Annotated in this window: 23 protein-coding genes and 1 pseudogene; 3 read left to right on the top strand and 21 right to left on the bottom strand. The window is 73.1% G+C overall.

Annotated elements, in window-relative coordinates; all coding sequences use genetic code 11:
* Window positions 1-2 precede the first annotated feature (2 nt).
* The 10 genes and pseudogenes from EAO71_RS32385 to EAO71_RS32425 all read right to left on the bottom strand — a co-directional run bounded on the left by EAO71_RS32385 (window position 3) and on the right by EAO71_RS32425 (window position 9,307).
* The gene (locus tag EAO71_RS32385; RefSeq protein ID WP_147981394.1) at window positions 3-407 is read right to left on the bottom strand and encodes a hydrogenase maturation nickel metallochaperone HypA/HybF; all 405 of its coding nucleotides are present in this window, start codon (window positions 405-407) and stop codon (window positions 3-5) included.
* A 116-nt stretch (window positions 408-523) separates the two neighbouring features.
* Window positions 524-625 (bottom strand): DUF6893 family small protein, encoded by a 102-nt coding sequence (locus EAO71_RS40185; RefSeq protein WP_393560480.1) that lies wholly within the window; start codon window positions 623-625, stop codon window positions 524-526.
* The gene (locus EAO71_RS32390; RefSeq protein WP_410094211.1) at window positions 622-1,134 is read right to left on the bottom strand and encodes a hydrogenase maturation protease; all 513 of its coding nucleotides are present in this window, start codon (window positions 1,132-1,134) and stop codon (window positions 622-624) included. Before EAO71_RS32390 ends, EAO71_RS40185 begins: the two co-directional genes overlap by 4 nt.
* A gap of 32 nt (window positions 1,135-1,166) precedes the next feature.
* The gene (locus EAO71_RS32395; RefSeq protein WP_147981396.1) at window positions 1,167-2,609 is read right to left on the bottom strand and encodes a hypothetical protein; all 1,443 of its coding nucleotides are present in this window, start codon (window positions 2,607-2,609) and stop codon (window positions 1,167-1,169) included.
* Window positions 2,606-3,301: a DUF6084 family protein gene (locus tag EAO71_RS32400; protein ID WP_147981397.1), complete on the bottom strand. Its 696-nt coding sequence runs from the start codon at window positions 3,299-3,301 to the stop codon at window positions 2,606-2,608. The genes EAO71_RS32395 and EAO71_RS32400 overlap by 4 nt, the downstream gene beginning before the upstream one ends.
* Window positions 3,298-3,951, bottom strand: a complete 654-nt coding sequence (locus tag EAO71_RS32405) for a DUF5947 family protein (RefSeq protein WP_147981398.1) — start codon at window positions 3,949-3,951, stop codon at window positions 3,298-3,300. The genes EAO71_RS32400 and EAO71_RS32405 overlap by 4 nt, the downstream gene beginning before the upstream one ends.
* Window positions 3,948-4,472: a hypothetical protein gene (locus EAO71_RS32410; RefSeq protein WP_147981399.1), complete on the bottom strand. Its 525-nt coding sequence runs from the start codon at window positions 4,470-4,472 to the stop codon at window positions 3,948-3,950. The genes EAO71_RS32405 and EAO71_RS32410 overlap by 4 nt, the downstream gene beginning before the upstream one ends.
* Window positions 4,469-6,216 (bottom strand): annotated as a pseudogene (locus EAO71_RS32415) (nickel-dependent hydrogenase large subunit). The gene EAO71_RS32410 and the pseudogene EAO71_RS32415 overlap by 4 nt, the downstream one beginning before the upstream one ends.
* Before the next feature lie 84 nt (window positions 6,217-6,300).
* Window positions 6,301-7,359 carry an NADH-quinone oxidoreductase subunit B family protein gene (locus EAO71_RS32420; RefSeq protein WP_147981400.1) on the bottom strand — a complete coding sequence of 353 codons (1,059 nt, stop codon included), beginning with the start codon at window positions 7,357-7,359 and terminating at the stop codon, window positions 6,301-6,303.
* Complete coding sequence (locus EAO71_RS32425; RefSeq protein WP_147981401.1) at window positions 7,280-9,307, bottom strand: hydrogenase maturation protein; 2,028 nt, start codon at window positions 9,305-9,307, stop codon at window positions 7,280-7,282. Before EAO71_RS32425 ends, EAO71_RS32420 begins: the two co-directional genes overlap by 80 nt.
* A 428-nt stretch (window positions 9,308-9,735) precedes the next feature.
* Between EAO71_RS32425 and EAO71_RS32430 the strand changes: the two genes are divergently transcribed.
* Complete coding sequence (locus EAO71_RS32430) at window positions 9,736-10,803, top strand: right-handed parallel beta-helix repeat-containing protein (RefSeq protein ID WP_147981402.1); 1,068 nt, start codon at window positions 9,736-9,738, stop codon at window positions 10,801-10,803.
* A 63-nt stretch (window positions 10,804-10,866) separates the two neighbouring features.
* On the top strand, window positions 10,867-11,895 hold the full coding sequence (locus tag EAO71_RS32435) for a methyltransferase (protein ID WP_147981403.1): 1,029 nt from the start codon (window positions 10,867-10,869) through the stop codon (window positions 11,893-11,895).
* An 82-nt stretch (window positions 11,896-11,977) separates the two neighbouring features.
* On the opposite strand, the gene EAO71_RS32440 is transcribed toward EAO71_RS32435, so the two are convergent.
* From EAO71_RS32440 to EAO71_RS32470, 7 genes are all read right to left on the bottom strand, one after another.
* Window positions 11,978-12,304 carry a TcmI family type II polyketide cyclase gene (locus EAO71_RS32440; RefSeq protein WP_147981404.1) on the bottom strand — a complete coding sequence of 109 codons (327 nt, stop codon included), beginning with the start codon at window positions 12,302-12,304 and terminating at the stop codon, window positions 11,978-11,980.
* A gap of 22 nt (window positions 12,305-12,326) precedes the next feature.
* Window positions 12,327-12,806, bottom strand: coding sequence for an SRPBCC family protein (locus EAO71_RS32445; RefSeq protein WP_147981405.1), 480 nt, complete (start codon window positions 12,804-12,806; stop codon window positions 12,327-12,329).
* A gap of 1 nt (window position 12,807) precedes the next feature.
* A complete protein-coding gene (locus EAO71_RS32450) occupies window positions 12,808-13,068 on the bottom strand; it encodes a phosphopantetheine-binding protein (protein ID WP_147981406.1) in 261 nt (86 codons plus the stop codon).
* A 26-nt stretch (window positions 13,069-13,094) separates the two neighbouring features.
* Window positions 13,095-14,342, bottom strand: coding sequence for a ketosynthase chain-length factor (locus tag EAO71_RS32455; protein WP_147981407.1), 1,248 nt, complete (start codon window positions 14,340-14,342; stop codon window positions 13,095-13,097).
* Window positions 14,339-15,607 carry a beta-ketoacyl-[acyl-carrier-protein] synthase family protein gene (locus EAO71_RS32460; protein WP_147981408.1) on the bottom strand — a complete coding sequence of 423 codons (1,269 nt, stop codon included), beginning with the start codon at window positions 15,605-15,607 and terminating at the stop codon, window positions 14,339-14,341. Before EAO71_RS32460 ends, EAO71_RS32455 begins: the two co-directional genes overlap by 4 nt.
* Entirely contained in the window at window positions 15,604-16,083 is a 480-nt protein-coding gene (locus tag EAO71_RS32465) for a cupin domain-containing protein (protein WP_147981409.1), read from the bottom strand. The genes EAO71_RS32460 and EAO71_RS32465 overlap by 4 nt, the downstream gene beginning before the upstream one ends.
* Window positions 16,084-16,150: 67 nt before the next feature.
* On the bottom strand, window positions 16,151-17,275 hold the full coding sequence (locus EAO71_RS32470; protein ID WP_147981410.1) for a SchA/CurD-like domain-containing protein: 1,125 nt from the start codon (window positions 17,273-17,275) through the stop codon (window positions 16,151-16,153).
* A gap of 250 nt (window positions 17,276-17,525) precedes the next feature.
* Between EAO71_RS32470 and EAO71_RS32475 the strand changes: the two genes are divergently transcribed.
* A complete protein-coding gene (locus tag EAO71_RS32475) occupies window positions 17,526-19,193 on the top strand; it encodes an FAD-dependent oxidoreductase (RefSeq protein ID WP_147981411.1) in 1,668 nt (555 codons plus the stop codon).
* A 73-nt stretch (window positions 19,194-19,266) separates the two neighbouring features.
* On the opposite strand, the gene EAO71_RS32480 is transcribed toward EAO71_RS32475, so the two are convergent.
* From EAO71_RS32480 to EAO71_RS32495, 4 genes are all read right to left on the bottom strand, one after another.
* Window positions 19,267-19,767, bottom strand: a complete 501-nt coding sequence (locus EAO71_RS32480) for a DUF1269 domain-containing protein (RefSeq protein ID WP_147981412.1) — start codon at window positions 19,765-19,767, stop codon at window positions 19,267-19,269.
* Between the two features lie 90 nt (window positions 19,768-19,857).
* Entirely contained in the window at window positions 19,858-20,487 is a 630-nt protein-coding gene (locus tag EAO71_RS32485; RefSeq protein ID WP_147981413.1) for a hypothetical protein, read from the bottom strand.
* A gap of 9 nt (window positions 20,488-20,496) precedes the next feature.
* Window positions 20,497-21,141, bottom strand: coding sequence for an FxLYD domain-containing protein (locus EAO71_RS32490; RefSeq protein ID WP_147981414.1), 645 nt, complete (start codon window positions 21,139-21,141; stop codon window positions 20,497-20,499).
* 102 nt (window positions 21,142-21,243) lie between these two features.
* The coding region (locus EAO71_RS32495) for a baeRF3 domain-containing protein (RefSeq protein WP_261992453.1) at window positions 21,244-22,334 on the bottom strand (1,091 nt) is incomplete at its 5' end.

The raw sequence follows: 22,334 nt of genomic DNA on the forward strand, positions 1-22,334 counted from the left end.
GGTCAGGCCTCCTCGGGAATCGGTTCTCGGGTGGGCGCGGCGGCGGCCGGCTCGGTGCCGTCCTCCCAGGTGACGCTGAGGATGCGTAGTTCGCGGCCGGCCAGGAGCTGCACGTCGGCAGCAGTGCCGCACGCCGTGCAGCGCAGTTCGGGCGGCATGCCCACCGGCCAGACGTGCGCGCAGGACCCGCACCGGGCGCGTGCGGGCTCGGACCGGGTCACGAGTCGCGCGCCGTCGAGGACCGTTCCGGCGCAGGCCAGTTCGAAGGAGAAGGCCAGCGCGTCGGGGACGACTCCGGCCAGCTCGCCGACCTGGAGTTCCACCTGGGTGACCGCGTTCGCGCCGCCGGCCAGGGCCGCTTCTTCCACCTGGGCCACCACGGCCATGGCGATCGACATCTCGTGCATCGGACTCCGTCCTGCCGGGGCTCATTAGACCGACGGGACGGAGCCGATGCCGTCGGCCACGCCGAGAGCGGGCACCGCGCGTCCGCCATTCGGGCGTGGCCGTGGGCCGGGGTGCGTCACATCCGGCGCATCCGCAGGTAGCGCCTCACATCGGGCAGCACCTGCAGGGCCACGACGAGCGCGACCGCGGCCATGCCGCCGATGACAGCCTTCTTCATGAGCTTCTCCTCAGTTCGTGGAGGGGCCGGTGGTCCGTGCCCCCGGTGTCGTCCCGGAGCAGGTCGCGCAGCATCCCGACGGCCCGCGGCACCGCTTCGGCCACCGGCCGGCTCAGGCCGATGCCCTCCTCGACGCAGGCGGGTTCGCAGCCGACGACGTAGGTCCGCCGGGGCGGTCGGGAGCCGGTGCCGGCGCACAGGGTGCCGAGCAGGGCGAGGACCGCGTCGGGGGACATCTGGTGCCCGTCGAGCGCGGCTCCGCCCGGCTCGGCCGGCCCGGCGACCGTGCCGGTCCCCGGGTCGTCGACGTCGATCAGGTAGAGGGTGCCGGGCTCGCCACCGCGCGCGGTGGCGTCGACCAGGACGAGCGTGTCGTAGCCGTCGAGCAGCTGGTAGGCGAGGTGGACCCCGCGGACGCCGAAGTCGGTGACCTCGACGCCGTCGGGCAGCGGGTGCGCGGACAGGGCGCGGACGGCTTCGCCGCCGAAGCCGTCGTCGCCGAGGAACATGTTGCCGATCCCGGCGACCAGGGTCCGGCCGTTCACGTCTCCTCCAGCGGGGTGACCTCGTCGGGCTGGAAGTAGAGGAACCGGCCCTGTTCGCGCCGGATGTCGGCTCCGGGGTCGCCTTCCACCGTCACGGCGAGGTGGACTCCCCCGTCGACGTCGTGGAGGACCGCCTCGACCACGGCGGCACGGCCCTGGAGGAACAGGTCCTGGGCGTCGGTGCGGCGCAGGCCGGGGCGGAGCAGGACACGGCTGCCGACGCCCACCGAGACGCCCTCGACCGTGATCCGGTCGCGCAGCGGGTCGGCGGTGTCGTCCGAGGCCGGATCCCACCACGGCTCTTCGGGCCGGAACACCGCCTCCTCGTCGGGGAGTTCGGTGAGCACCTCGGGCCCGGCGGGGTCCGCCGCCTCCGCGGCGGTGTCCGGGCCGGTGATCTCGCGCAGTGCGCGGACGGCGCCGTGAAGGCGTTCCAGGACCTCGGGGGGCATGGAGTCGGCGAGGTCGATGACGGCGGCCGCCCGGGCGTCGGTCCCCCGGGCCTCGCGCTTCTCCTGGTCGGTCAGGGCCGCCGTGCGCAGGGCGAGGATCTCGTCGATCTCGGTGGCGTCGTACATCGCGCCCGCGCTCTCCGGCGCGATGCTCGGATGGTCCTCCAGGATGATCGGCGACGAGAGGACGACGTCGGCGCGTCCGGGGCCGCCGGCCAGGACCGGCCAGGTGTGCTCGTTCGCACAGGCCGCGACCGCGCTCCTGGCCCRCTCGGGCGGGTCGGTCATCGAGAGGAACGAGCCCGCGCCGAGCCCCAGCAGCAGGTGCGCGGCGACCAGGGAGCGGGCCAGGGCCGCGTCGCGGTCGGCGTCCGGCGCCTCCGGGGTCCACGGGCTGGTGTTCTCCACGACCGCGACGAGCTTCGACACCCGGTACGGGCCGGGGACCTCGGCGGCCGAGAGGGTCACGGCGCCGTCGATCCGCTCGGTGCGCCGCACCAGTCGGCCGACGCACCGGCCGGTCTCGTCGAGGACGGGCTCGATGTCCTCGCCGGCGGCGCGGTGGAACGGGACCCGGACCCCGTCGCCCGCCAGTTCCGCGATGTCCACGGAGAGTTCCACCCGCTCCTCGGTGCCCTCGTCCCAGGGCACGAGGACCCGGTCGGCCAGGTGCAGTTCGGCGACGTCGGCGAAGGTCCCGTCGGGCAGGGCCTGTTGGACCGTGCGGCGCTGGGCGTGCAAGAAGCGGAGCTCCACGGCGAGCGTGGTGCCGTGCCTGGGCTCCATCAGGATCTCCGTGCGCTGCCGGGTGTGCTCGCCCTGCCGGGGGCCCCAGGCGGGCGGGACCAGCACACCGAACTGCCACCGCAGCCGGTTCTTGGCCGCCGAGGCCCGGTAGGGGTAGAGCACGTATCCCTCGAACAGGACGGCGTCGGCCACCTGGCGTGCGGTGTCGAAGAGCGACTGCGGGGCCGCTGTCGTCGTCATGGCGTCCTCTCGGTGACGCGCGGGCGTCCGGTGCCCAGCCGGAACGGGGGCGGGGCCGGCTCGGCGCCGTCGGCCCGGTCGAGCAGGGCCCGTACGGTCGCCTCCCAGGAGGCCAGCGCGTGCCGGGAGCGGAAGGCGAGCAGCTCGGCCATGGCGTCGCGGGGCAGCCGGAGCCAGGCCGTGCCCGGGAAGTGCTGTTCGACCATCTCGCGCCAGACGGCCACGGGCATCCGGCAGGTCGCCTCGCGGTCCCAGGGGACCGGCTCGACGCGGAAGCCGCCGTCGCCGGTGAAGGCGGTGCCCGAGAACAGCAGGAGCAGTGGCGCCTCGCCGTCCTCCAGGGCGTCGAGGTAGCGGGTGGCCGCGATGTCCATGTCGTAGGTGCAGGGCACGACCACGTCGGTCTCGGTCTCGCCGGTGAAGCTCGGCACCATGACGGACACCTGGGCGATCTGCACCGGCTTCAGGGTGCCGGCCCAGCGGGAGCGTTCGCCGAACAGGTCGGCCAGGGAGTCGGCCTCGCCGGTGCCGTAGGACCTCAGGGCGGGTTCGGCGCGGATCTGGCAGCGCAGGGCGAGGGCGTGCACGCGGTCCTCGCCCGAGGCGGTGATGCGCAGCCGGAAGACCAGGGTGGGTCCGGCGGCGTAGGGGTCGGCGCGCACGCCGGTGCAGGTGAAGCCGAACTCGGTCATGACGGCCTCGCCTCCGCGGGGGTCTTGGCCCGGCGTTCGACCTGGGCGAAGAACTCCTCCAGCGCGGCGCGGGCTTCGGCGCCGCCGTCGAAGCCCTGCCATGTCTGGCGCATGCGCCCGACGAGCCGGTAGCAGACGTCGATCGGTACGAGGTGGCAGGTGGTCCGGCCGTCCGGGGTGCGGTGGAGCAGCAGCGCCTCGACGTCCGGCTCCAGCAGGCCGGCGAGCCGTCCGGAGCCGAGCACGGACTCCCAGACCTGCGGCTCGAGTTCGCTCTCGGTGGCGCCGGCCGGGCTCGGGTAGAGCGCGACGAGGCGGTCGAGCGCGGCGTTGCGGAAGAGGAAGGCGACCGAGACCGGGATCCGGAGGGTCTCCCAGGCCGCGGCGTCGATGCCGTGGTCGGGGTCGGCGAGGTAGCGGTCGGGTACGGCGCGGTAGCGGCCGGTCCGTGCGCCGGGGCGGTCGAACAGCAGGCCGCAGGCCGTGCACGCGCAGACGAGGGCCCGCCGCTCGGTCTCCACCAGGTGCCGGTGACCGTCGGGGGACACCACGACGCCGCACAGCTCGCACGTCTCCGGCCGGGGCGGCCGCGGGCCCGCGAAGCGCCGGAGGCCGCGCGGTCCCGCCGCGGGGGTGGCGGGGCCGGTCACGGCACGCGCACCGAGGTGGGCGGGCGGACCCCGATCTGGAGCAGCGGCGGAGCCGGGGCCGGAGCGGGTTCGATCTCCACCGCGGTCACCTCGGGGGCGAAGGCGGCCAGGACGTCCTCCACGCCACGGGTGTCCGCGTCCTCGCCTCCGGAGCAGCCGCAGCCGCCGCCGGACGCCGTGGGGCGCAGTCGCAGGACCCCGGTGGCCGCGTCGAAGCCGACGGGCTCCAGTGGGTCGCGTGCCGCGCCGAGGGCGCGCCCGATCCGGGTGTGCACGTCCTCGGGGTGGAGTTCGTGGAGGGTGAGCAGGGAGGCCACGAGCTCGTCGTCGAGCAGCTCGGCGGGCAGYCCGTCGGCGAGACCGCCGACGATCCGGGCCAGGCCGGCGCCGTAGAAGTCCATGAGCACGCGGACCAGTTCCTCGGCGGCGGCGCAGGCGTCGCGGTCGCCGGTGGCGGCGAGCCGGTCGAGCACCTCCTCGACCCGGCGCCCCGTCAGGGTCGCGTCGGCCGTCGCGCTCATCCGCCCAGTCCGCTCAGTCCGGTGGGCACGTGCATCGTCTTCACCGTCTTGCCGCCGCCCACGTACATGTGGACGCCGCACGGCAGACAGGGGTCGAAGCTGCGCACCGCGCGCATGATGTCGATGCCCTTGAAGTTCTCCGGGGTGTTCTCCTCGAAGATCGGGGTGTTCTGCACGGCGTCCTCATACGGGCCGGGGGTGCCGAAGGTGTCGCGGGTGCTGGCGTTCCACGGGGTCGGCGGGTACGGGTGGTAGTTGGCGATCTTGCCGTCGCGGATCACCATGTGGTGGGACAGCACGCCCCGGACGGCCTCGGTGAAGCCGACGCCGATCGACTCGTCCGGCACGTCGAACTTCTCCCAGGTCTGGGTGCGTCCGGCGCGGACCTCCGCGAGGCCCTTCTCCGCGCAGTGCAGCGCGATGGCGGCGGCGTACGCCTGGAAGTACGTGCGGGCGCGGTTGCGCTCCAGCGCGTTGCTCCACTTCGGGATCTTCCACTCGAAGCGGGTCTCCGGCTTGGTCATCGTCCGCGGCAGGTTGATGACGACGCTGTGCCCGGTCGCCTTGACGTAGCCGACGTCGACGAGGCCGGACAGGGCCGTCGACCAGAGGCGGGCGATGGGGCCGCCGCCGGTGTCGAGGGCCAGGTGGTCCTTGCCGTCGAACCAGCGCGGCGACATCACCCAGCTGTACTTGTCGTCGAAGTTCCGCTTCTGCGGGGCGGGGAGGGGCCGAGGGGGTCGTGGGTGACGAACTGCTCCTGGCCCGCCCAGTCGTCGTAGTAGGAGCTGCCGAGCAGGATGCGGATGCCGAGGTTGATCTCGGTGAGGTCGTTGGTCACCAGCTTGCCGTCGACGACGACGCCGGGGGTGACGAACATCTTCCGACCCCAGTCGGTCATGTTGGCGTAGGTGAAGTCGCAGTGCTCGGGGTCGTTGAGCGCGCCCCAGCAGCCGAGCAGCACCCGGCGGCGGCCGACCTCCTCGTACCCCGGCAGGGCCTCGTAGAAGAAGTCGAACAGGTCGTCGTGGAGCGGGACGACGCGCTTCATGAACTCGACGTACCGCATCAGGCGGCTCATGTAGTCGGTGAAGAGCTGGACCGAGGCGATGGTGCCGGTGCCTCCCGGGTAGAGCGTGGAGGGGTGCACGTGGCGCCCCTCCATCAGGCAGAACATCTCCCGGGTGTAGCGGCTGACCTGGAGCGCCTCGCGGTAGAACTCGCCCTCGATGGGGTTGAGGGAGCGCATGATGTCGGCGATGGTGCGGTAGCCGTGGTCGCCGGCGTGCGGGGCCTCGGTGCGCTCGGCGAGCTCCAGGACGCCCGGGTTGGTCTCGCGGACCATCTTCTCGCAGTAGTCGACCCCTACCAGGTTCTCCTGGAAGATGTTGTGGTCGAACATGTACTCCGCGGACTCGCCGAGGTTGATGATCCACTCGCCGAGGTGCGGCGGCTTCACCCCGTAGGCCATGTTCTGCGCGTACACGGAACAGGTGGCGTGGTTGTCACCGCAGATGCCGCAGATGCGGCTGGTGATGAAGTGCGCGTCGCGGGGGTCCTTGCCACGCATGAAGACGCTGTAGCCGCGGAAGACGGACGAGGTGCTGTAGCACTCGGCGACCCGCTTCTGCTTGAAGTCGATCTTCGTGTGGATGCCGAGACTGCCCACGATGCGGGTGATCGGATCCCATGCCATCTCCACCAGGCCGCTGCCGTCGGCGGCCTTCTTCGTCTGCGGTGTCATCGTCTGTGCCGTGACCCTTCTGGTGCGGGGAGGTTTGCCGGGCTCGGGGCGGAGCCGGGGTGGAGCCGAGGTGGAGCGGGGGGTTCACCAGGGCGATCGGTAGCCCGTGGTCAGCTTCTTGCCGCTGTGCCGCCACTTCGGCTCCCGGTCCACGGTGTGCACGGTCATCGACCGGAGCCTGCGGACCACGGAGCCGTAGGCGCCGCTGGCCTTGCTGGACAACTTGGCGCCGGGAGGCTCGTCCATGAAGGGCATGAACTTGTCGGGGAAGCCCGGCATCGTGCAGCCGATGCAGATGCCGCCGACGTTGGGACAGCCGCCGATGCCGTTCATCCAGCCGCGCTTGGGGACGTTGCACTTGACGACCGGGCCCCAGCAGCCGAGCTTGACCAGGCAGGTCGGGGCGTCGTAGGTCTGTGCGAACTGGCCCTGCTCGTAGTAGCCGGCACGGTCGCAGCCCTCGTGGACGGTCGCGCCGAACAGCCAGGACGGGCGCAGCTTGTCGTCGAGCGGGATCATCGGGGCCGAACCCGCCGCCTGGTAGAGGAGGTAGGTGAGGGTCTCCGAGAAGTTGTCGGGCTGGATGGGGCAGCCGGGGACGCAGACGATCGGGATGCCGGCCTTCGACGTCCAGTCCCAGCCGAGGTAGTCGGGCACGCCCATGGCACCGGTCGGGTTGCCCTCCATGGCGTGGATGCCGCCGTACGTGGCGCAGGTCCCGATGGCGACGACGGCGAGCGCCTTGGGCGCCAGGCGGTCGATCCACTCGCTGGTCGTGATGGGCTGCCCGGTCTCGGGGTTGTCGCCGAAACCGCACCAGTAGCCCTCGGGCTTGATCTTCTCGTTGGGGATCGAGCCCTCGACGACGAGCACGAACGGGTCGATCTCGCCCCGTTCTCCCTTGAAGAACCACTCGATGAAGGTGTCCGCGCCGCCGACCGGACCGCATTCGAAGTCGATCAGCGGCCAGTGCACCGCGATCTTGGGAAGTCCGGGCAGGGTGCCGGTCACGATCTCCTCGATGCTGGGCTGCATCGCGGCCGTCAACGACACGGAGTCACCGTCACAGCTCAGCCCCGCGTTGATCCAGAGGATGTGGATCGTCGGGTCCTCGGTCGCCGTCTCCGGCGTTGCTGCGGTCATCGGGTTGCCTCCTCGGGGAGGTGTTCTGGGAGGGAGGGTCATGCTGGCCCTCGCGGCCGACGAGGTCTGGTGCCGTACCGGGGTCGTCCTGAACCCGCACTACCGACTGATGGGGCTGTACGGCTCGGAGTACTGGACCTACACCCTGCCCCGCCGGGTGGGCGCCGCGGGTGAGGTGGGGCGGGGTGGCGGTGGCGGGCTCCTTGCGGACGAAGGCGCGCCGCAGCGCGTGGTACGGGGCCTCCGGGTCGTCGAAGATCCGCCGCATCCGGTCCAGCTCGGCCTCCCGGTAGGCCGCCAGCGGCCGCAGCGCCTCGTCGCGTTCGCGCGCGGCCTTCTTGCCCGCGATCCGGGTCGCGAGGGACGGCAGCGCGGCCAGGTGCGCGGCGAGCCGCGCCGTCTCGCCGGAGAACGCCCGGGGACCGCAGGGGATGGTGCGGTCGACGAGCCCGAGGGACTGAGCGGCGGCGGCGCTCACCGGCAGGGCCTCGGTGGTGAGCCGCTCGGCGACCTCGGCGCCCACCCGGCGGGGCAGGGTGTAGGTCCAGTACTCCGAGCCGTACAGCCCCATCAGTCGGTAGTGCGGGTTCAGGACGACCCCGGTACGGCACCAGACCTCGTCGGCCGCGAGGGCCAGCATGACCCCGCCGGCCGCCGCGTTGCCGCCGAGCGCGGCGACCACGAGGCGGTCGGTGGTGGTGAGGACCGCCTCCACCAGGTCGTCGATGGCGTTGATGTTGGCCCAGGACTCGGCGGCCGGGTCCCGGGCCGCCTCGACGACGCCGAGGTGGATGCCGTTGGAGAAGAAGTCGCGGCCGCCGCCGAGGACGAGGACCGAGGTGGGCCGGGTGCAGGCGTTCCGGTACGCGTCGAGGAGGCGCCGGCAGTGCTCGGTGCTCATCGCGCCGCCCGGGAAGGAGAACGACAGGAAGCCGACCTCGCCCTCCTCGCGGTAGCGGATGTCGGTCCAGCCGGGCGGGGCCGCCAGGTCCGCCGGGGCGGCGAGGTCCCGCGGGACGGCGAGGTGGGGGCTGGTGAGCTCCGCCGGGGCGGCGCGGTCCGAGGCGGTGAGGAGCGGGGTGGCGAGGTCCGGCGGATCGGCGGGGAGCACGGCGGTGAGGTCCGGGAGCGCGGGGAGCCGGCCGGCCAGGGCCGCCGTCGCGGGCAGTTTGACCTGCCCGGGCCCGCCCGGGGCGCGGCGGGCCCGGAGTTCGGGGATCCACACCGCGCCGTCGACCGTGGCACGGCAGATCGCCCCGGCCCGGGTGGCGAGCAGCTCCCCGGGCCGGCCGCGCAGCACGGGCTCGGGGTGCCCGCCGTGCAGGAACCAGACGTCTCCGAGCAGTTCGTCTCGCACTCCCGGCTGCGAGTCGGCGGCGCGCAGCAGGCGCAGCACCCGCTCGGTGGGGTCCGTCCGCCAGTCGATGCGCCGACCGTCCTGGCGCAGCGCCGCGCGGGTCCGGCTGCTGGTCTGCGGCTTCGGCACGTACGTGCCGGAGGCGAACCGCCGGACGGCGAGGTGCACGGCCGCCAGCGCCGCGTCGGCGATCTCGCCGCGGTACAGGTCCCCCTTGGCCACCGGCGGCAGCGGGCAGCCGACGCTCGCCCAGACGTCCCCGGCGTCCATCTCCGCCTCGGCCTGCAGGACGGTGACGCCCCATCGGGTCGCGTTCTCCTGGACGGCCAGGTCGAGGGAGGAGGGCCCCCGGTCGCCGACCGGTCCGGGGTGGACGATCAGGCAGGTATGGGTGGACCACACCTCCTCGGGGACGGCGGTCCTCAGCATCGGCGCGATGACCAGATCGGGCCGGTGCCGGTGCACGGCCTCCGTCAGGGAGACCCCGGGCAGGGCGAGTTCGACCGTGACGGCGTGCCCGTGGTCGCGCAGTTCGGCGTGGACACGCTGGGTCAGGCTGTTGAACGAACTCGCGAGGAGCAGGACGCGCACGTGACCTCCCAGCGACGGGCCCGGGGCCGCGTGGGAAGGCGGCCCCGGGCCGGTCGGCAGTACGTGCCGGTGCGTTCGACCGGCCGCCTGCGATGCTCTGCCATGCGGGCGGGCGGTTCCCGAAGCCGTACGGGCGCCCACTGGTGCCTCGGGCCGCGTCGGTACGGAGGCACCAGCTTCGGCCCCCGTCCTGCCGTTCCGCTGACGTCCCGCTGACGTGACGCTGACGCGGGTCACGAGGACCCGGCCGCCGCCCCGCCCGGCCGTCGGCGGTCCCGCACGCCGTCCCCGTCCCGGGCACCCGGCCGCCGACGCCCGGCCCGCTGCCGTCCGCCGTCCCCGGCCGGCCGCCGCTGACCGGCTGAGGCCGCTGCCCGCCTGGGGGATCAACGGTGGCGAGTCGGTAGGCGCGCTCATAACTTCGCCATATGACCAGACGACAGATCGCCCTCCTCGCCTGCACCGCGGCTGTCGTGGTGTCGGGGCTGGGCGCCACCACCGCCCCGTCGGCCGACAGCCGAACGGTGCACCGGGTGAAGCCCGGCGAATCGATCCAGAAGGCCGTGGACGCCGCGAAGCCGGGGGACACGGTCCTCCTCGCCCCCGGTACCTACCGCGAGAGCGTCCGCATCACCACCTCGGGCCTGACCCTGCGCGGGTCCGGCCTCTTCCCCAGCCGCATCGAGCCGGGCACCGCCCGGGCCGGCGACGCCTGCGCCAAGGCAGGCAACGGCATCTGCGTGACCGGCACGCAGACCAGCCCGGTCCGTGACGTGTCCGTCCGCTCCCTCACCCTCCACGGCTTCGCCAAGAACGGCCTCTGGTCCTCCTGGACCGACCGCCTGAAGGTCGAGCGGGTGGTCTCCGAGAAGAACGGCCAGTGGGGCATCGCCCAGGAGAAGTCCGTCCGCGGCGTCTTCCGCCGCAACCTCGCCCGCGACAACGGCGACGCCGGCCTCTTCGTCGCCAACACCATCGACCAGGAGGCCGGCGCCGCCGACTCCAAGGGCATGGTCATCAGCCGCAACCGGCTGAGCGGCAACCGGATCGGCGTCACCGTCCGGCGCCTGCGGAACCTCACCGTGGACCGCAACCTGGCCACCGGCAACTGCGCCGCGGTCTTCGTGGTCGGCGACGAGTCCAAGCCGCGGGCCGGCGACATGACCCTGCACCGCAACGAGATCCGCGCCAACAACAAGTACTGCCCCAAGACCCCCCGACTGCCCTTCCTGCAGGGCTCGGGCATCGTCCTCACCGGCGCCGAGGACACGAAGGTGACCAGGAACCGGGTCGTGGACAACGTCGGCACCTCGCCGCTCTCGGGCGGCATCGTGCTCTTCAAGAGCTTCGTCGGGGCCCCCAACGAGCGCAACGAGATCCGCGACAACGTCGTGCTGCGCAACGGCAGTGCCGACCTCGCCAACCGCGACACCGGCCAGGGCAACACCTTCCGCGGGAACACCTGCACCCTCTCCGAGCCGGCCGGGATGTGCTGAGCACCCGGTCACCCCACCCACCCCCACGGCACGACAGCCCGAACAGCAAAGGCAAGGCAACGGATGACGACTGTTGATCCGGCTCCCCCGCCGCCCATGCGGCTGAGGGAGCTCGTTTTCGGGGCGGCGTGCGCCGCCGCCGTCCGCGCGGCCGCCCGCCTCGGCGTGGCGGACGCCCTCGACGACACCCCCAGGACCGTCGAGGACCTGGCAGGGGCGGTGAAGACCCAGCCGCAGACCCTGCGGCGGCTGCTGCGCGCCCTGTCCTGCCAGGGCGTGTTCACGGAGCTGCCCGACGGCACCTTCGCGCACACCGAGATGTCCCGGCTGCTCCGCGAGGACGACCCGCAGAGCCTGCGGTACATCGCCCTGTGGTGCACCGAGCCCTGGACCTGGGACGTCTGGCCCAAGCTCGACGAGGCGGTGCGCTCCGGCCGGAACGTCTTCGAGGACGTGTACGAGCGCGAGTTCTTCACCTACCTCAACGAGGACGCGCCCGAGTCCGCCCACGTCTTCAACCGCGCGATGACCACGTCCAGCCGGCAGTCCGCCCAGGACGTCGCCGAGCTGCTCGACCTGCGCGACGTCGCGACGGTCGCCGACATCGGCGGCGGCCAGGGCCACGTCCTGGCCAGCCTGCTGGAGAAGCACCCCGGAGCGCACGGCACCCTGCTCGACCTGCCGGGCGTGGTGGGGAACGCCGACCCGCGCCTGCGCGACGGCGGCTCCCTCGCCTCCCGCGTCCGGATCGTGCCCGGGGACTGCCGCGAGGACATCCCGGTCGCGGCGGACGTGTACATCATCAAGAACATCCTGGAGTGGGACGACGACAGCACCCGCAGGGCGCTGGCCAACGTCCGGAAGGCCGCCCGGCCCGGCGCGCGCGTGGTGGTCATCGAGAACCTCGTCGACGACACCCCCTCGATGCGCTTCACGACGGCCATGGACCTGCTGCTGCTCCTCAACGTCGGCGGGGCGAAGCACACCCGGCAGAGCATGGTCGACCGGCTGACGGCCGCGGGCCTCGTCATCGACGGGATCCGCCCGGTCAACGCCTACCTCCACGCCTTCGAGTGCACCGTCCCGGGCTGACGCGCGACGGACCACGACACGAGGCCGCCGGCTCCGCGATCGAAAGCGGAGCCGGCGGCCTCGTGTCATGCGGCGGGGGGCCTCAGGAACCGGCGTCCCAGCGGTAGAAGCAGTTCGCCATGGCGTCCTTGGGGCTGCGCCACGTCTTCGGGTCGTACGCGGTGACGTACGCTGACAGCCGCTCGCTGGCGCTCCGGAACTCGGGGTGGCCGGTGAGCTTCGCGATGGCGGGCGCCGGGTCCTCGTCCGACTCGATGAGGTGCAGGTAGACGTCGCCGAACTGGAACAGACTGCGTCGCTTGACGCCGACCAGGTGAGGGAGTTCGCCGCGGTCGGACGCGGCGAACACGTCGGCGATCGCCGGCGCCGAATCCGGCGCCATGCGGGCGACGATCAGGGCGTGGTGCATCGGGTGTCCTTCCTGGTTGCGCTCAGGCGGGCAGCACCGGCGCGCGCCGGCGGTCGCGGGCGACCTGCTCGACGCGGTCGCGGATGAGGGCCATCTGCGTACGGGAGTTGCGGTTGATGTTGTCCGTCATCCAGTCGTCGTCGACCGGGGCGTCGGGCTTCATCGCGAAGTCCTGCACCCAGCGCATGTTCACGCCGGCCGGGGTCTGCGTGTACTCCCAGCGGATGTCCATGTGCGCGAAGGGGCCGGTCTCCACGCGGTGCGCCCGCACGGTCCGGGTGGCGACGTCCACGGTCCGCTGCGAGACCCAGCTCCAGACCTTCCCGGACTCGTCCGGGTGCATGGTCAGCCGGAACGTCGTGGTGTCGCCCTCGCGGGAGAGCACCTCCAGCGACGCGTACTCGCTGAAGAGGTTCGGCCAGTTCTCGATGTCGTTGGTGATGTCCCAGACGAGATCGAGCGGGGCGTCGACGGTGACGCTGTTGTCGGTGTGACCGGACACGTCAGACCCCCGTCCGCAGGCTGCTGTTGACGAGGCCGAGGAACTCGCCGGGAGTCTTGCACCGCTCCGCGTCGGTGGGGAGCGCCCGGCCGTACTGGTTCTCCAGCTCGCCGACGATGCCGAGCAGGCCGAGGGAGTCGAGGCCGAGCGCGCTGAACGGCACGTCCGACGCCTGCTCCAGGTCCTGCGGGGCGACGGTGACCCCGGCGGCCTTCTTCATCAGCGAGGCCAGTTCGTCGAAGGTCACTTCGGTGGTGATCATGCGAGTGTTCTCCTTCCCGCCCGGTCCTACCGGGCGGATTCGCCGCCGCGGCGCACGATGAGCGCCGCGTTGGATCCCATGAGTCCCCGGCTGAGGACCAGGGCCGTGCGCAGCTCGGCGGGGCGAGCGCGGGACATCACCAGATCGAGGTCGTGGCAGATGTCGAACACGTTGGGGGTGGGGGGTACCTGACCGTGCTCCATGGCGAGCACCGCGGCCGCGGTGTCCAGCAGCGGGGCCCCGCAGTAGGCGCGGCCCGTACCGGTCTTGGGCGCCGTGACCGGGACCCGGGTGCCGTGCGCGCCGAGGGCGTCGGCGATCGCGAGGGCCTCCGCTCGGTCCGCCGCCGGCACGCCGAGCGCGTCGGCGAACACGACGTCGATCTCCTCCGGCGCGCAGCCGGCCTCGTCGAGCGCGCCGCGGATCGCGTGGGCGAGACCCTCGCGGGAGTCCTCCCAGCGGGAGGCGCCGGTGAACGTGGCGGCGTGCCCGGCCACGGTGGCCCGGACGGTCGCGCCCCGCTCGCGGGCCCGCGCCTCGTCCTCGACGACGAGCATGGCGCCGCCCTCCGCGGGGACGAAGCCGCAGGCGCCGCCGGTGAAGGGCCGGTAGGCCCGGTCGGGGTCCTCGACGGTGCTGAGCTCGGGGTATCCGAGCTGGCAGACCATCGAGTACGGGGCCAGCGGGGCCTCCGCGGCCCCGACGACCATCGCCCCGGTCCCGCGCCGTACCGCCCGGGCCGCGTGGGCGATCGAGTCGAGGCCGCCCGCCTCGTCGCTCGCGACGACGCCGCACGGTCCCTTGAAGCCGCTCCGGATGGAGATCTGGCCGGTGCTGGCGGCGTAGAACCAGGCGATCGACTGGTACGGGCCGACGAACCGCGATCCCTGTCCCCACAGCTTCTGGAGCTCCCGCTGGCCGAACTCGCCGCCGCCGGAACCGGCGGCGGTGACGACACCGATGGCGAAGGGATCCGCCGGGTCGTCGCGGCCGATGCCGGCGTCGTCGAGGGCGAGCGAGGCCGCGGCCATCGCGAAGTGGCTGAACCGGTCCGTCTGGACGAGGAACCGCTCCTCGATGAGGGCCGAGGCGTCGAAGGCCCGGACCTCGCCCGCGACGCGGAGCGGCAGGTGACCGCATCCCTCGCGGGTGATCCGGTCCAGGACGCCGAGCCCCTCCGACGTGGACTTCCAGAACGCCTCGGCGCTCAGTCCGTTGGGTGCGATCACACCGACTCCGGTGACGACCGCGTTCCGTGGGCGCTGCGTGCTCATCGTGTCCTCCCACCGGCCCCGGTCAGGAGGACCGCGGACTGGAATCCGCCGAACCCGCTGCCGACGGAGAGCACGTTCCTCAGCTTCCGGGGGCGGGCGGTGCGCGGCACGTAGTCCAGGTCGCACTCGGGGTCGGGAGTCTCGTAGTTCGCCGTCGGCGGCACCACCTGGTGCTTCATCGCCAGGACGCAGGCGGCGACCTCGATCGCGCCGATCGCGCCGAGCGAGTGCCCCACCATGGACTTGATCGAGCTCATGGGCGTGTCGTAGGCGTGGGCGCCGAGCGAGCGCTTCACCGCGGCGGTCTCGTGCCGGTCGTTCTGCCGGGTTCCCGAGCCGTGCGCGTTGACGTAATCGACCAGCGTCGGGTCGAGACGGGCCTGGTCGAGCGTGGAGTCGATGGCCCGGGCCATCTCCAGTCCCTCACCCGTCAGACCGGTCATGTGGTAGGCGTTGCCGAAGGTGGCGTAGCCGCCGATCTCGCAGTAGATGTGCGCACCGCGGGCGCGGGCGTGCTCGTACTCCTCCAGGACGAGGACCGCCGCGCCCTCGCCCATCACGAAGCCGTTGCGGTCGGCGTCGAAGGGGCGGGAGGCGTGCGCCGGGTCGTCGTTGTTCGGCGAGGTGGCCTTGATCGCGTCGAAGCAGGCCATGGTGATCGGGGATATGGGGGAGTCGGACGCACCCGCGATGCACACGTCCGCCCGGCCCTCCTCGATGGTGTGGAAGGCGTACCCGACCGCGTCGAGTCCGGAGGTGCACCCCGTCGAGACGGTCTGCACCGGACCCCGCGCGCCGAACCGCTCGGCGACGACCGAGGCGAGGGTGCTCGGCGCGAACGCCATGTGCAGCTTCGGCTCGGCGACGCGGTGGTCGACGTCCCAGCGGCTGCCGCCCTCGCTGACGAGGACGTAGTCGTGCTCCAGCCGGGTGGTGCCGCCGACGGCACTGCCCAGGGAGACCGCGACGCGCCACGGGTCCTCGCGGTCCGTGTCGAGTCCGGAGTCCCGCACGGCCTCGTCGGCGGCGACCGCGGCGAACTGGATGTACCGGTCGGCGTGCCGGCTCAGCTCCGGATCGAGGCCGTGCTCGAGCGGGTCGAAGTCGCATTCCGCGGCGATGCGCGAACGCAGCCCGGCCGGGTCGAACAGGCTGATGCCGCGGGTCGCGGTGCGGCCGTCGGACAGGAGGTCCCAGAACGCCGCCGCTCCGGTGCCGCCCGGAGCCACCACGCCGATGCCGGTGACAGCCACCCGGCGCGTCACTCGATGGCCCCGCTTCGCTCGGACGCCTGTCCGTGCTCCTGCGCGGACAGGTGCGGAGCGGAGACGACGAAGTGCGGGCTCGCGGTGTCGTCGGTCGGCTCCGTGTCGACGTGGCCGAGGCTCGGCCGGGGAGCCAGCGGGCCGAGGTGGAAGACCATCCGGGCCTCGACGTCCCCGACGTTGCGGAAGCGGTGCCGCACGTCGATCGGGATCAGCAGGCCCTGGTCCGGCCGGAGGGCGAACGTCTCGCCGTCCAGGTCCACTTCGAGCGCGCCGGAGACGACGTACACGAACTCCTCGGAGTACGGGTGGTAGTGCTCGCCGATGCGCTCGCCGGGCTGCACGATGGCCAGGCCCATGAAGCCGCTGGTGGAGCCCACGGTGGCGGGCGTGAGCATGGCCCGCAGGTCACCTCCGCGCCTGCGGTTGGGTTCCGTGTCGCTCAGGTTCACGATGCGTGGAGCCTGCTTGAGCATGGTTGATACCTCCGGGGGTGGCAGTGACGTCCGGGGGAGCGGCCGCGGCGCGGGCCGCGGCGCTCCGTCAGGAATCCGCAGACCTGCGGTCGGTGATCGGCAGCATGTCGGCGTGGGACAGCAGCCGGTTGATGTTGCGGTCCGTGTCCAGCGCGCCCTCCACGCCGATGGCGGCGCCGTCGAGGAGACGCTGCAGCTCGGCGGCCTTGCCGGGGCCCTTGAGGCCGAGCGAGGCGACGGGGTCGAGGTCGAGCTCCCGCGCGGTGTCGACGAGACGCACCACGATGTCGTCGCGCTGGAAGACCGTGCTGCCGTGGATCGGGCTGTCCGGGTCGTCCGCCGCCGCCTGGTCCTGGTGGGCCAGGAGCCGCGCGAGCTCCATCCCGCAGCCCTCCTTGGCCGGGTAGAACAGCGCGTGGCGCCGCAGCTCGGCGGGCTCGGGCCGCCCGGAGACCACGTGGTGGACGGCCGGCAGCGCCGCCCGGGTGAAGAAGACCCGCGCCGAGTCCTGGTCGGTGAGGTCCCGGTCCTGCTCCAGGTACGGGTTGATGGCTTCCTCGACCGCGCGGACCTCGGGCTGGCGGGAGACGTGGCGCAGCGCGGCCATCAGGTCGCCCTCCACCTCCATGGCCCGCACGACCCGGTTGCCGTGCATGAAGAGCGAGGTCCGGCGCAGCCGGGTGTTGTCGTCGACCTTGGCCTTGGGGGACTTGTAGCCCGCCAGGAGCTCCGCGACCTTCGACTCGGAGCCGGGCTTCACGGTGAAGGTGAGGGCGTGACGGGCCACGCCGTCGCCCACCCGGGCCGCGACCTGCTCGCCGGCCGGGTCGCGGGGCCGCTCGGAGGACTGGGCCGGGTTGGTCTCCCGGAGGATGCTGTACCGCATGGAGCGGGTGTCCCGCACGCAGCTGTGCATCGGCCGGACGGTCTCGACGTGCTCCTCGCTGTTCACCCAGGCGAGGAAGGGCGGCGCGCTCTCCCATTCGCTGGTGATGAGCCACTGCGAGGGGTTCTCGATCGACTGGCAGAGCTGGTCGCTGATGTGCCCGGGGATGGACGCGACCTGGTTCCGCATGTGCTCGTAGGCGTCGAGGAACTGCTGCTGGGCTCCTTCGTACAGGTCCAGCAGCAGGATCACCCGCAACCTGGACCCGTCGAACGCTGACTGCGAGATGCGACTCGTGATGGTCATCCGGCGTACCTCTCCTCTTCTTCGTGGAAGCCGGGACGGTGCGGAAGCGAAGGGCGTCCGCCGCGGCCGACGGGCCGGGGGCGCCATGAGCCGATCGTTGACGCGAGCCCCCGTGTGCGCGAGCCCCACGGGGCGGACGAGTGAACTGCGCGTCAACCGGGTGCCCCGGGTGCGCGAACCCGGGGCCCGCCGGGCAGGCATCTGCATCCCATCCCTGACGCGCGTCCCGGACGGACGCTGGAGGCAATCGATGAACCGATACGAAGAGGCCGGCGAGGACGGTCACCACACACCCGTCCTCATCGTCGGCGGCTCACTGGTGGGCCTGTCCACCTCGCTGTTCCTGGGACGCCTCGGAGTGCCGCACGTCCTCGTCGAGCGGCACGCGGGCACCTCGATCCATCCGCGCGGACGCGGGAACAACGTGCGCACGATGGAGCTGTACCGGGTCGCCGGTGTGCAGCGGCGCATCGAGGAGGCGGCGTCGGTCCTGTCGGGCAACAACGGCATCCTCCAGGCGACGAGCCTGGCGGGCGATGCCGGCGAGTGGCTGTTCAAGGAGATCGATCCGGGCGGCGGCCTGGCCCGCTTCAGCCCCGGCAAGTGGTGCCTGTGCAGCCAGAACGACCTGGAGCCGGTGCTGGTGGAGAGCGCCCGGGAGCTGGGCGCGGACCTCCGCTTCGCCACCGAGCTGATGTCGTTCGAGCAGGACGCCGAGGGCGTGACCGCGCGGGTCAAGAGCCGGGAGACCGGCGAGCACACCACCATCCGGGCGGACTACCTCGTCGCCGCCGACGGGCCGCGCAGTCCGGTCCGGGAGGCGCTCGGCATCGCGCAGGGCGGCGCGGGCGACCTGTTCCACAACGTCAGCGTCACGTTCACCTCCCGGCAGCTCCCGGCCGTGGTGGGGGACCGGCGCTTCATCGTCTGCTACCTGACCGCCGACGGCGCCGACGGCGCCCTCCTGCCGGTCGACAACGAGGCGCGCTGGGTGTTCCACATGCCCTGGCATCCCGAGGACGGCGAGACGCTGGAGGAGTTCACCGACGAGCGCTGCCGCGAGCACATCCGGCGGGCCGTGGGCGTGCCCGACCTCGACGTCGAGATCACCGGCCGGGCCCCCTGGCACGCCGCCGAGCGGGTCGCCGAACGCTACGGGCAGGGACGGGTGTTCCTGGCCGGCGACTCGGCCCACGAGATGTCCCCCACCGGCGCCTTCGGCTCCAACACCGGCATCCAGGACGCGCACAACCTCGCCTGGAAGCTGGCCGCGGTGCTGGGAGGCTGGGCCGGACCCGGCCTCCTGGACTCCTACGACGCGGAGCGCCGGCCGGTCGCGCAGGCCACGGGCGCGCGCGCCTCGACGCGCTCGGTCGAGCACAGCCACCCCGGGTACGCCCCCGGCCCGGAGGCCGGGAGCCCGGGCGGTCCCGGAGGCCGGAAGGGCGGCATCCTCAACGTGGTGCTGGGCCACCGCTATCCGCGGGGCGCGGTCGTGGGCGCGGACCCGACGGTGCCCGTCCTCCCGGAGGGACTGCGGCTGACGGGCGAACCCGGGAGCCGGGCGCCCCACGTGTGGCTGGACCGCGACGGGACCCGGGTGTCCACGCTCGACCTCTACGAGCGCTCCCCGGTGCTCCTGAGCGCCGAGGACGGGGCCGGGGCGTGGCACGACGCGGCCGGCCGCGTCGCCCGGGAGCTGGGCGTGCCGCTGGAGGCGTACCGGATCGGCGAAGGCCCGGCGGCCGAGCTGTCCCCGGCGAGCGACACGGACTGGGCCGAGGCGCACGGGGTCACGCCCGACGGCGCGGTGCTGGTGCGTCCCGACGGGTTCGTCGCGTGGCGGTCCGAGGGACCGGTGGCGGATCCCGCGGCGACGCTGCGGGAGGTGCTCGCGGCGGTGCTCGACCGCCGCTGAACGCACACGTCACGGAGGGGGCGGGCGCACCGGGCGCCCGCCCCCTCCGGCGTGCCGGGGGATCCCCCGCCGCTCAGCCGGCCTTCTCGGAGCCGGCGAGCTGCTCGGCGAGCTCCCGCTCGCTGCTCTCGGCGAGGGAGGTCTTCAGGACCGTGCCGCCGAAGGGCTGGAGGGCGGCGGCGAACTTGTCCTCGGTGATCTTCGTGGCCATGATCACGAGGGCCGACGAGCCGGGCGTGAGCAGCGACTGGACCTTCTCCCGGAAGTTCCTGTCCACACCCATCTGGGTCAGCTTCCCGATCAGCCCGCCGACCGCGGCGCCGACCACGCCGATGCCCGGCGTGAGGATCAGGATGCCGAAGACCATGCCCCACAGGGCGCCGGCGGTGGCCGAGACGGCGATCTTGTCGGTCTTCGAAGGCGTGTCGACATGGGTCTCGCCTTCCTCGTCCACGGAGACGACGGCGATCCCGCTGAGCTCCACGACGTGGTTCTTCCCCAGCTCCTGGACCGCCTTGAAGGCCTTGTGCGCGACGGCGTGTTCGTCGTAGCCGACAACGATGAGCTCGGACATCCCGTCCTCCTTTGACGCCTGGCTGGCAGTATGCACCCTATGTCCCATTCCTGGAGGGGGCATCGGAAGGGCGGTCTCCTCGGCGCGCCCTCAGGCGACGTACGCCGAAAGCCCCAGCGTCGCGGCCAGCACGCGCCACAGCGTCCAGGCGCCGACCCGGTTCAGGACCCCGCAGAGCCGTTCCCCGGTGCAACTGCCCGGTCGGTTCTGCCAGGCGCTCACCACCAGGTAAAGGGTGCCGAGATGGCCGGCGAAGGCGAAGCGGATGTGCTGCCCGGCGCCCAGCGCGTGCCCCGGCAGAGTGACGATCTGCAGGAAGTCGTACCCGACGATCTCCACCCGCACGGGGTTCCCGCCCAGCAGCGAGCAGGTGGCGTCCGCGTGGATCCGGCGCGGGCAGGCGCCGCTCACGGGGAAGAGCCAGAAGTTGTCCGTCAGCTGTTCGCGCACCGCGTGCGGGCTGGTGAAGGGGTGGAATCCGAGCCCGTACGTGTACTGGTAGAGCCAGTCCGGTCCGCGGCAGGACGCGGGGTCGGCGTCGCAGTCGGCGGCACCCGCCGACGACCGGACCGGGGGCGCCGCCGAGCCCCCGGGCAGGGCACCGGCGCCGGGCGCGGCGGCCGTGAGCAGCAGGGTCAGGGCGAGGGCGGCGGCCGGCGCGGCGCGCCGGGGTCCGCGCGCCGCGCCGACCGGGGCCGAACGGGGCGGCGCGGCGGTCATCGCGACCCGTCAGTACCGCTGAGCCTTGGTGAGCCGCGGCGTCAGGACCGGCTCGGGAGCGCTGCGGCTGATGACGAGCGGCTGCTTCCGCTCACCCGGGGGCAGGTCCTCGGCGCCGGTGTACTGGGTCTCGACGACCTTGCCGGACGCGTCGAGGAAGTCGACCTGGACGGCGTAGGAGGCGGTCGCGTCGGTCTTGTTGGTGATGCTGACGAGCACCGTGAGGACGCCGTTCGTGTCGGCGCGCGGCTTGCCGGACATGGCGACCTCGCTCCGCGCGTTCCCGCCGCCCTGGACGCCCTTGAGCGCGTCCTGGGCGGCCTGCTGGGAGCGCTGCACCTCGGCCCCGATCGACGCCTTGCGGGACGCCTCGCGGGCCGACGCCGAGGCCGCCGCGGCGGACGCCGAGGCGCGGGCGGCGGCCTCGGCCGACTCCGCCGCGGACGCGAGGGCGGACGGCGGCGCGCCCGAGAAGGAGGCGGTGTCCGGCGGGGTGGGCCGGTCGCTGAAGGACGAGCTCCGGCCCGTGTCCTCGTCGCCGGAGTCGCAGGCGACGAGGCCGGCCGCGCCGGCGGCGGTCAGGACGACGGCCACGGCGGCGCCTGCCGCCCGGCGGAGCGCGGGCGGGCGGGTACTGCGGGACGGAGTGTTCACGGGGCGGGTCCTCTCCTTCTCGGGAACGTGCGCGTGCTGCTCGGGGACGTACGGAACGGGCTGCGGGGCCGGGGCCGGGGAAGGGACGCCCCCGGGGCGCCGTCAGTAGCGCAGGACGGCGGCGATGCGCCCCATGTCGGACAGGGTGCCGTCCGGGACGAAGCGGACCTCCGCCCCCGTCTCCAGGGCCTGTTCGACGATCCCGTCGACGATGTCGTCCCGGGAGTCGAGGTCGGAGGGTTCGGCCGGCTCCAGGTGGTCGCCGTAGTCGCGTACGACCGCCCGGTAGCCCTCCTCCACGGTCAGCAGGCGCACCCGGCCCGCCTTCGCGGCCTCCCAGGCCTCGTCGAGGCCCGCCGCGAACTCCCGGCGACCCCGGGCGGTGTCCAGCTCGGCCAGCACCGTCGACACGACGGCCGCCGCCCGCGCGGTGAGCAGCGGATCGACGGCCCGCCGCACCGCGTCGGCCGGCCCGTGGGCGAGGCCGCCCTGCTGGACGGTCATCCTGTCCTGGCCCAGCGGGCCGATCTCGTCGAGGAGTGCGAGGGCGGCGGCCTCGCCGATCACGTACAGCGGCCTGCGGTGGGAGCTGAGGACCGTCAGGAGCCTCTCGTGGGCCTCGCGCAGGAACTGGCGCGTCTGCTCGTCCTGGAAGGTGCTGGGCAGATCGCCGATCCGCTCCTTGCGCTCCGCGTCGGGGTCCTCCAGGCTCCGCATGAGCGGGAATCCGTCCCCGGTGTGCTCGCTCACCCCGGCCGCGTCCCCGCTCCACAGCGACACCCGGTCGGCGGCCACGGCCAGCGCCCAGAACGGCTGCTCCGCGGCCTGGGCGGACACGAGGTTGCGGGTGAGGAAGGTGTCGGCCACGACCACCCGCTCGGGCGTCGGGCGCGCCACCGTCCACACCTGGTGCTCGCCGGGTGCGGCGAAGACCACCAGCCCGTCCTCGGTGCGCGCCGGGTCGAGCTCCGCCACCGCCTGGTCCAGCTGCGTCAGCACGTCCGCCAGCCGCTCCCGGGTCACCGCGGGGTCGTTCCGGAGCACCCGGTCGGCCTCCGCGAGGAGGTTGCGCAGCCGCACCGGGTCCTGGGCGGCGTCCGGCTCACGGCGGTGCGTCGGCATCGTCAGCGACACGGCCGGATAGGGGCGGGGCTGGCGGAGCTTCGCGAGGACGTCGGGGGTGAGTGAAGGGC

This window comes from Streptomyces sp. MS191, from assembly GCF_008042125.1.
Taxonomy (GTDB): Bacteria; Actinomycetota; Actinomycetes; order Streptomycetales; family Streptomycetaceae; genus Streptomyces.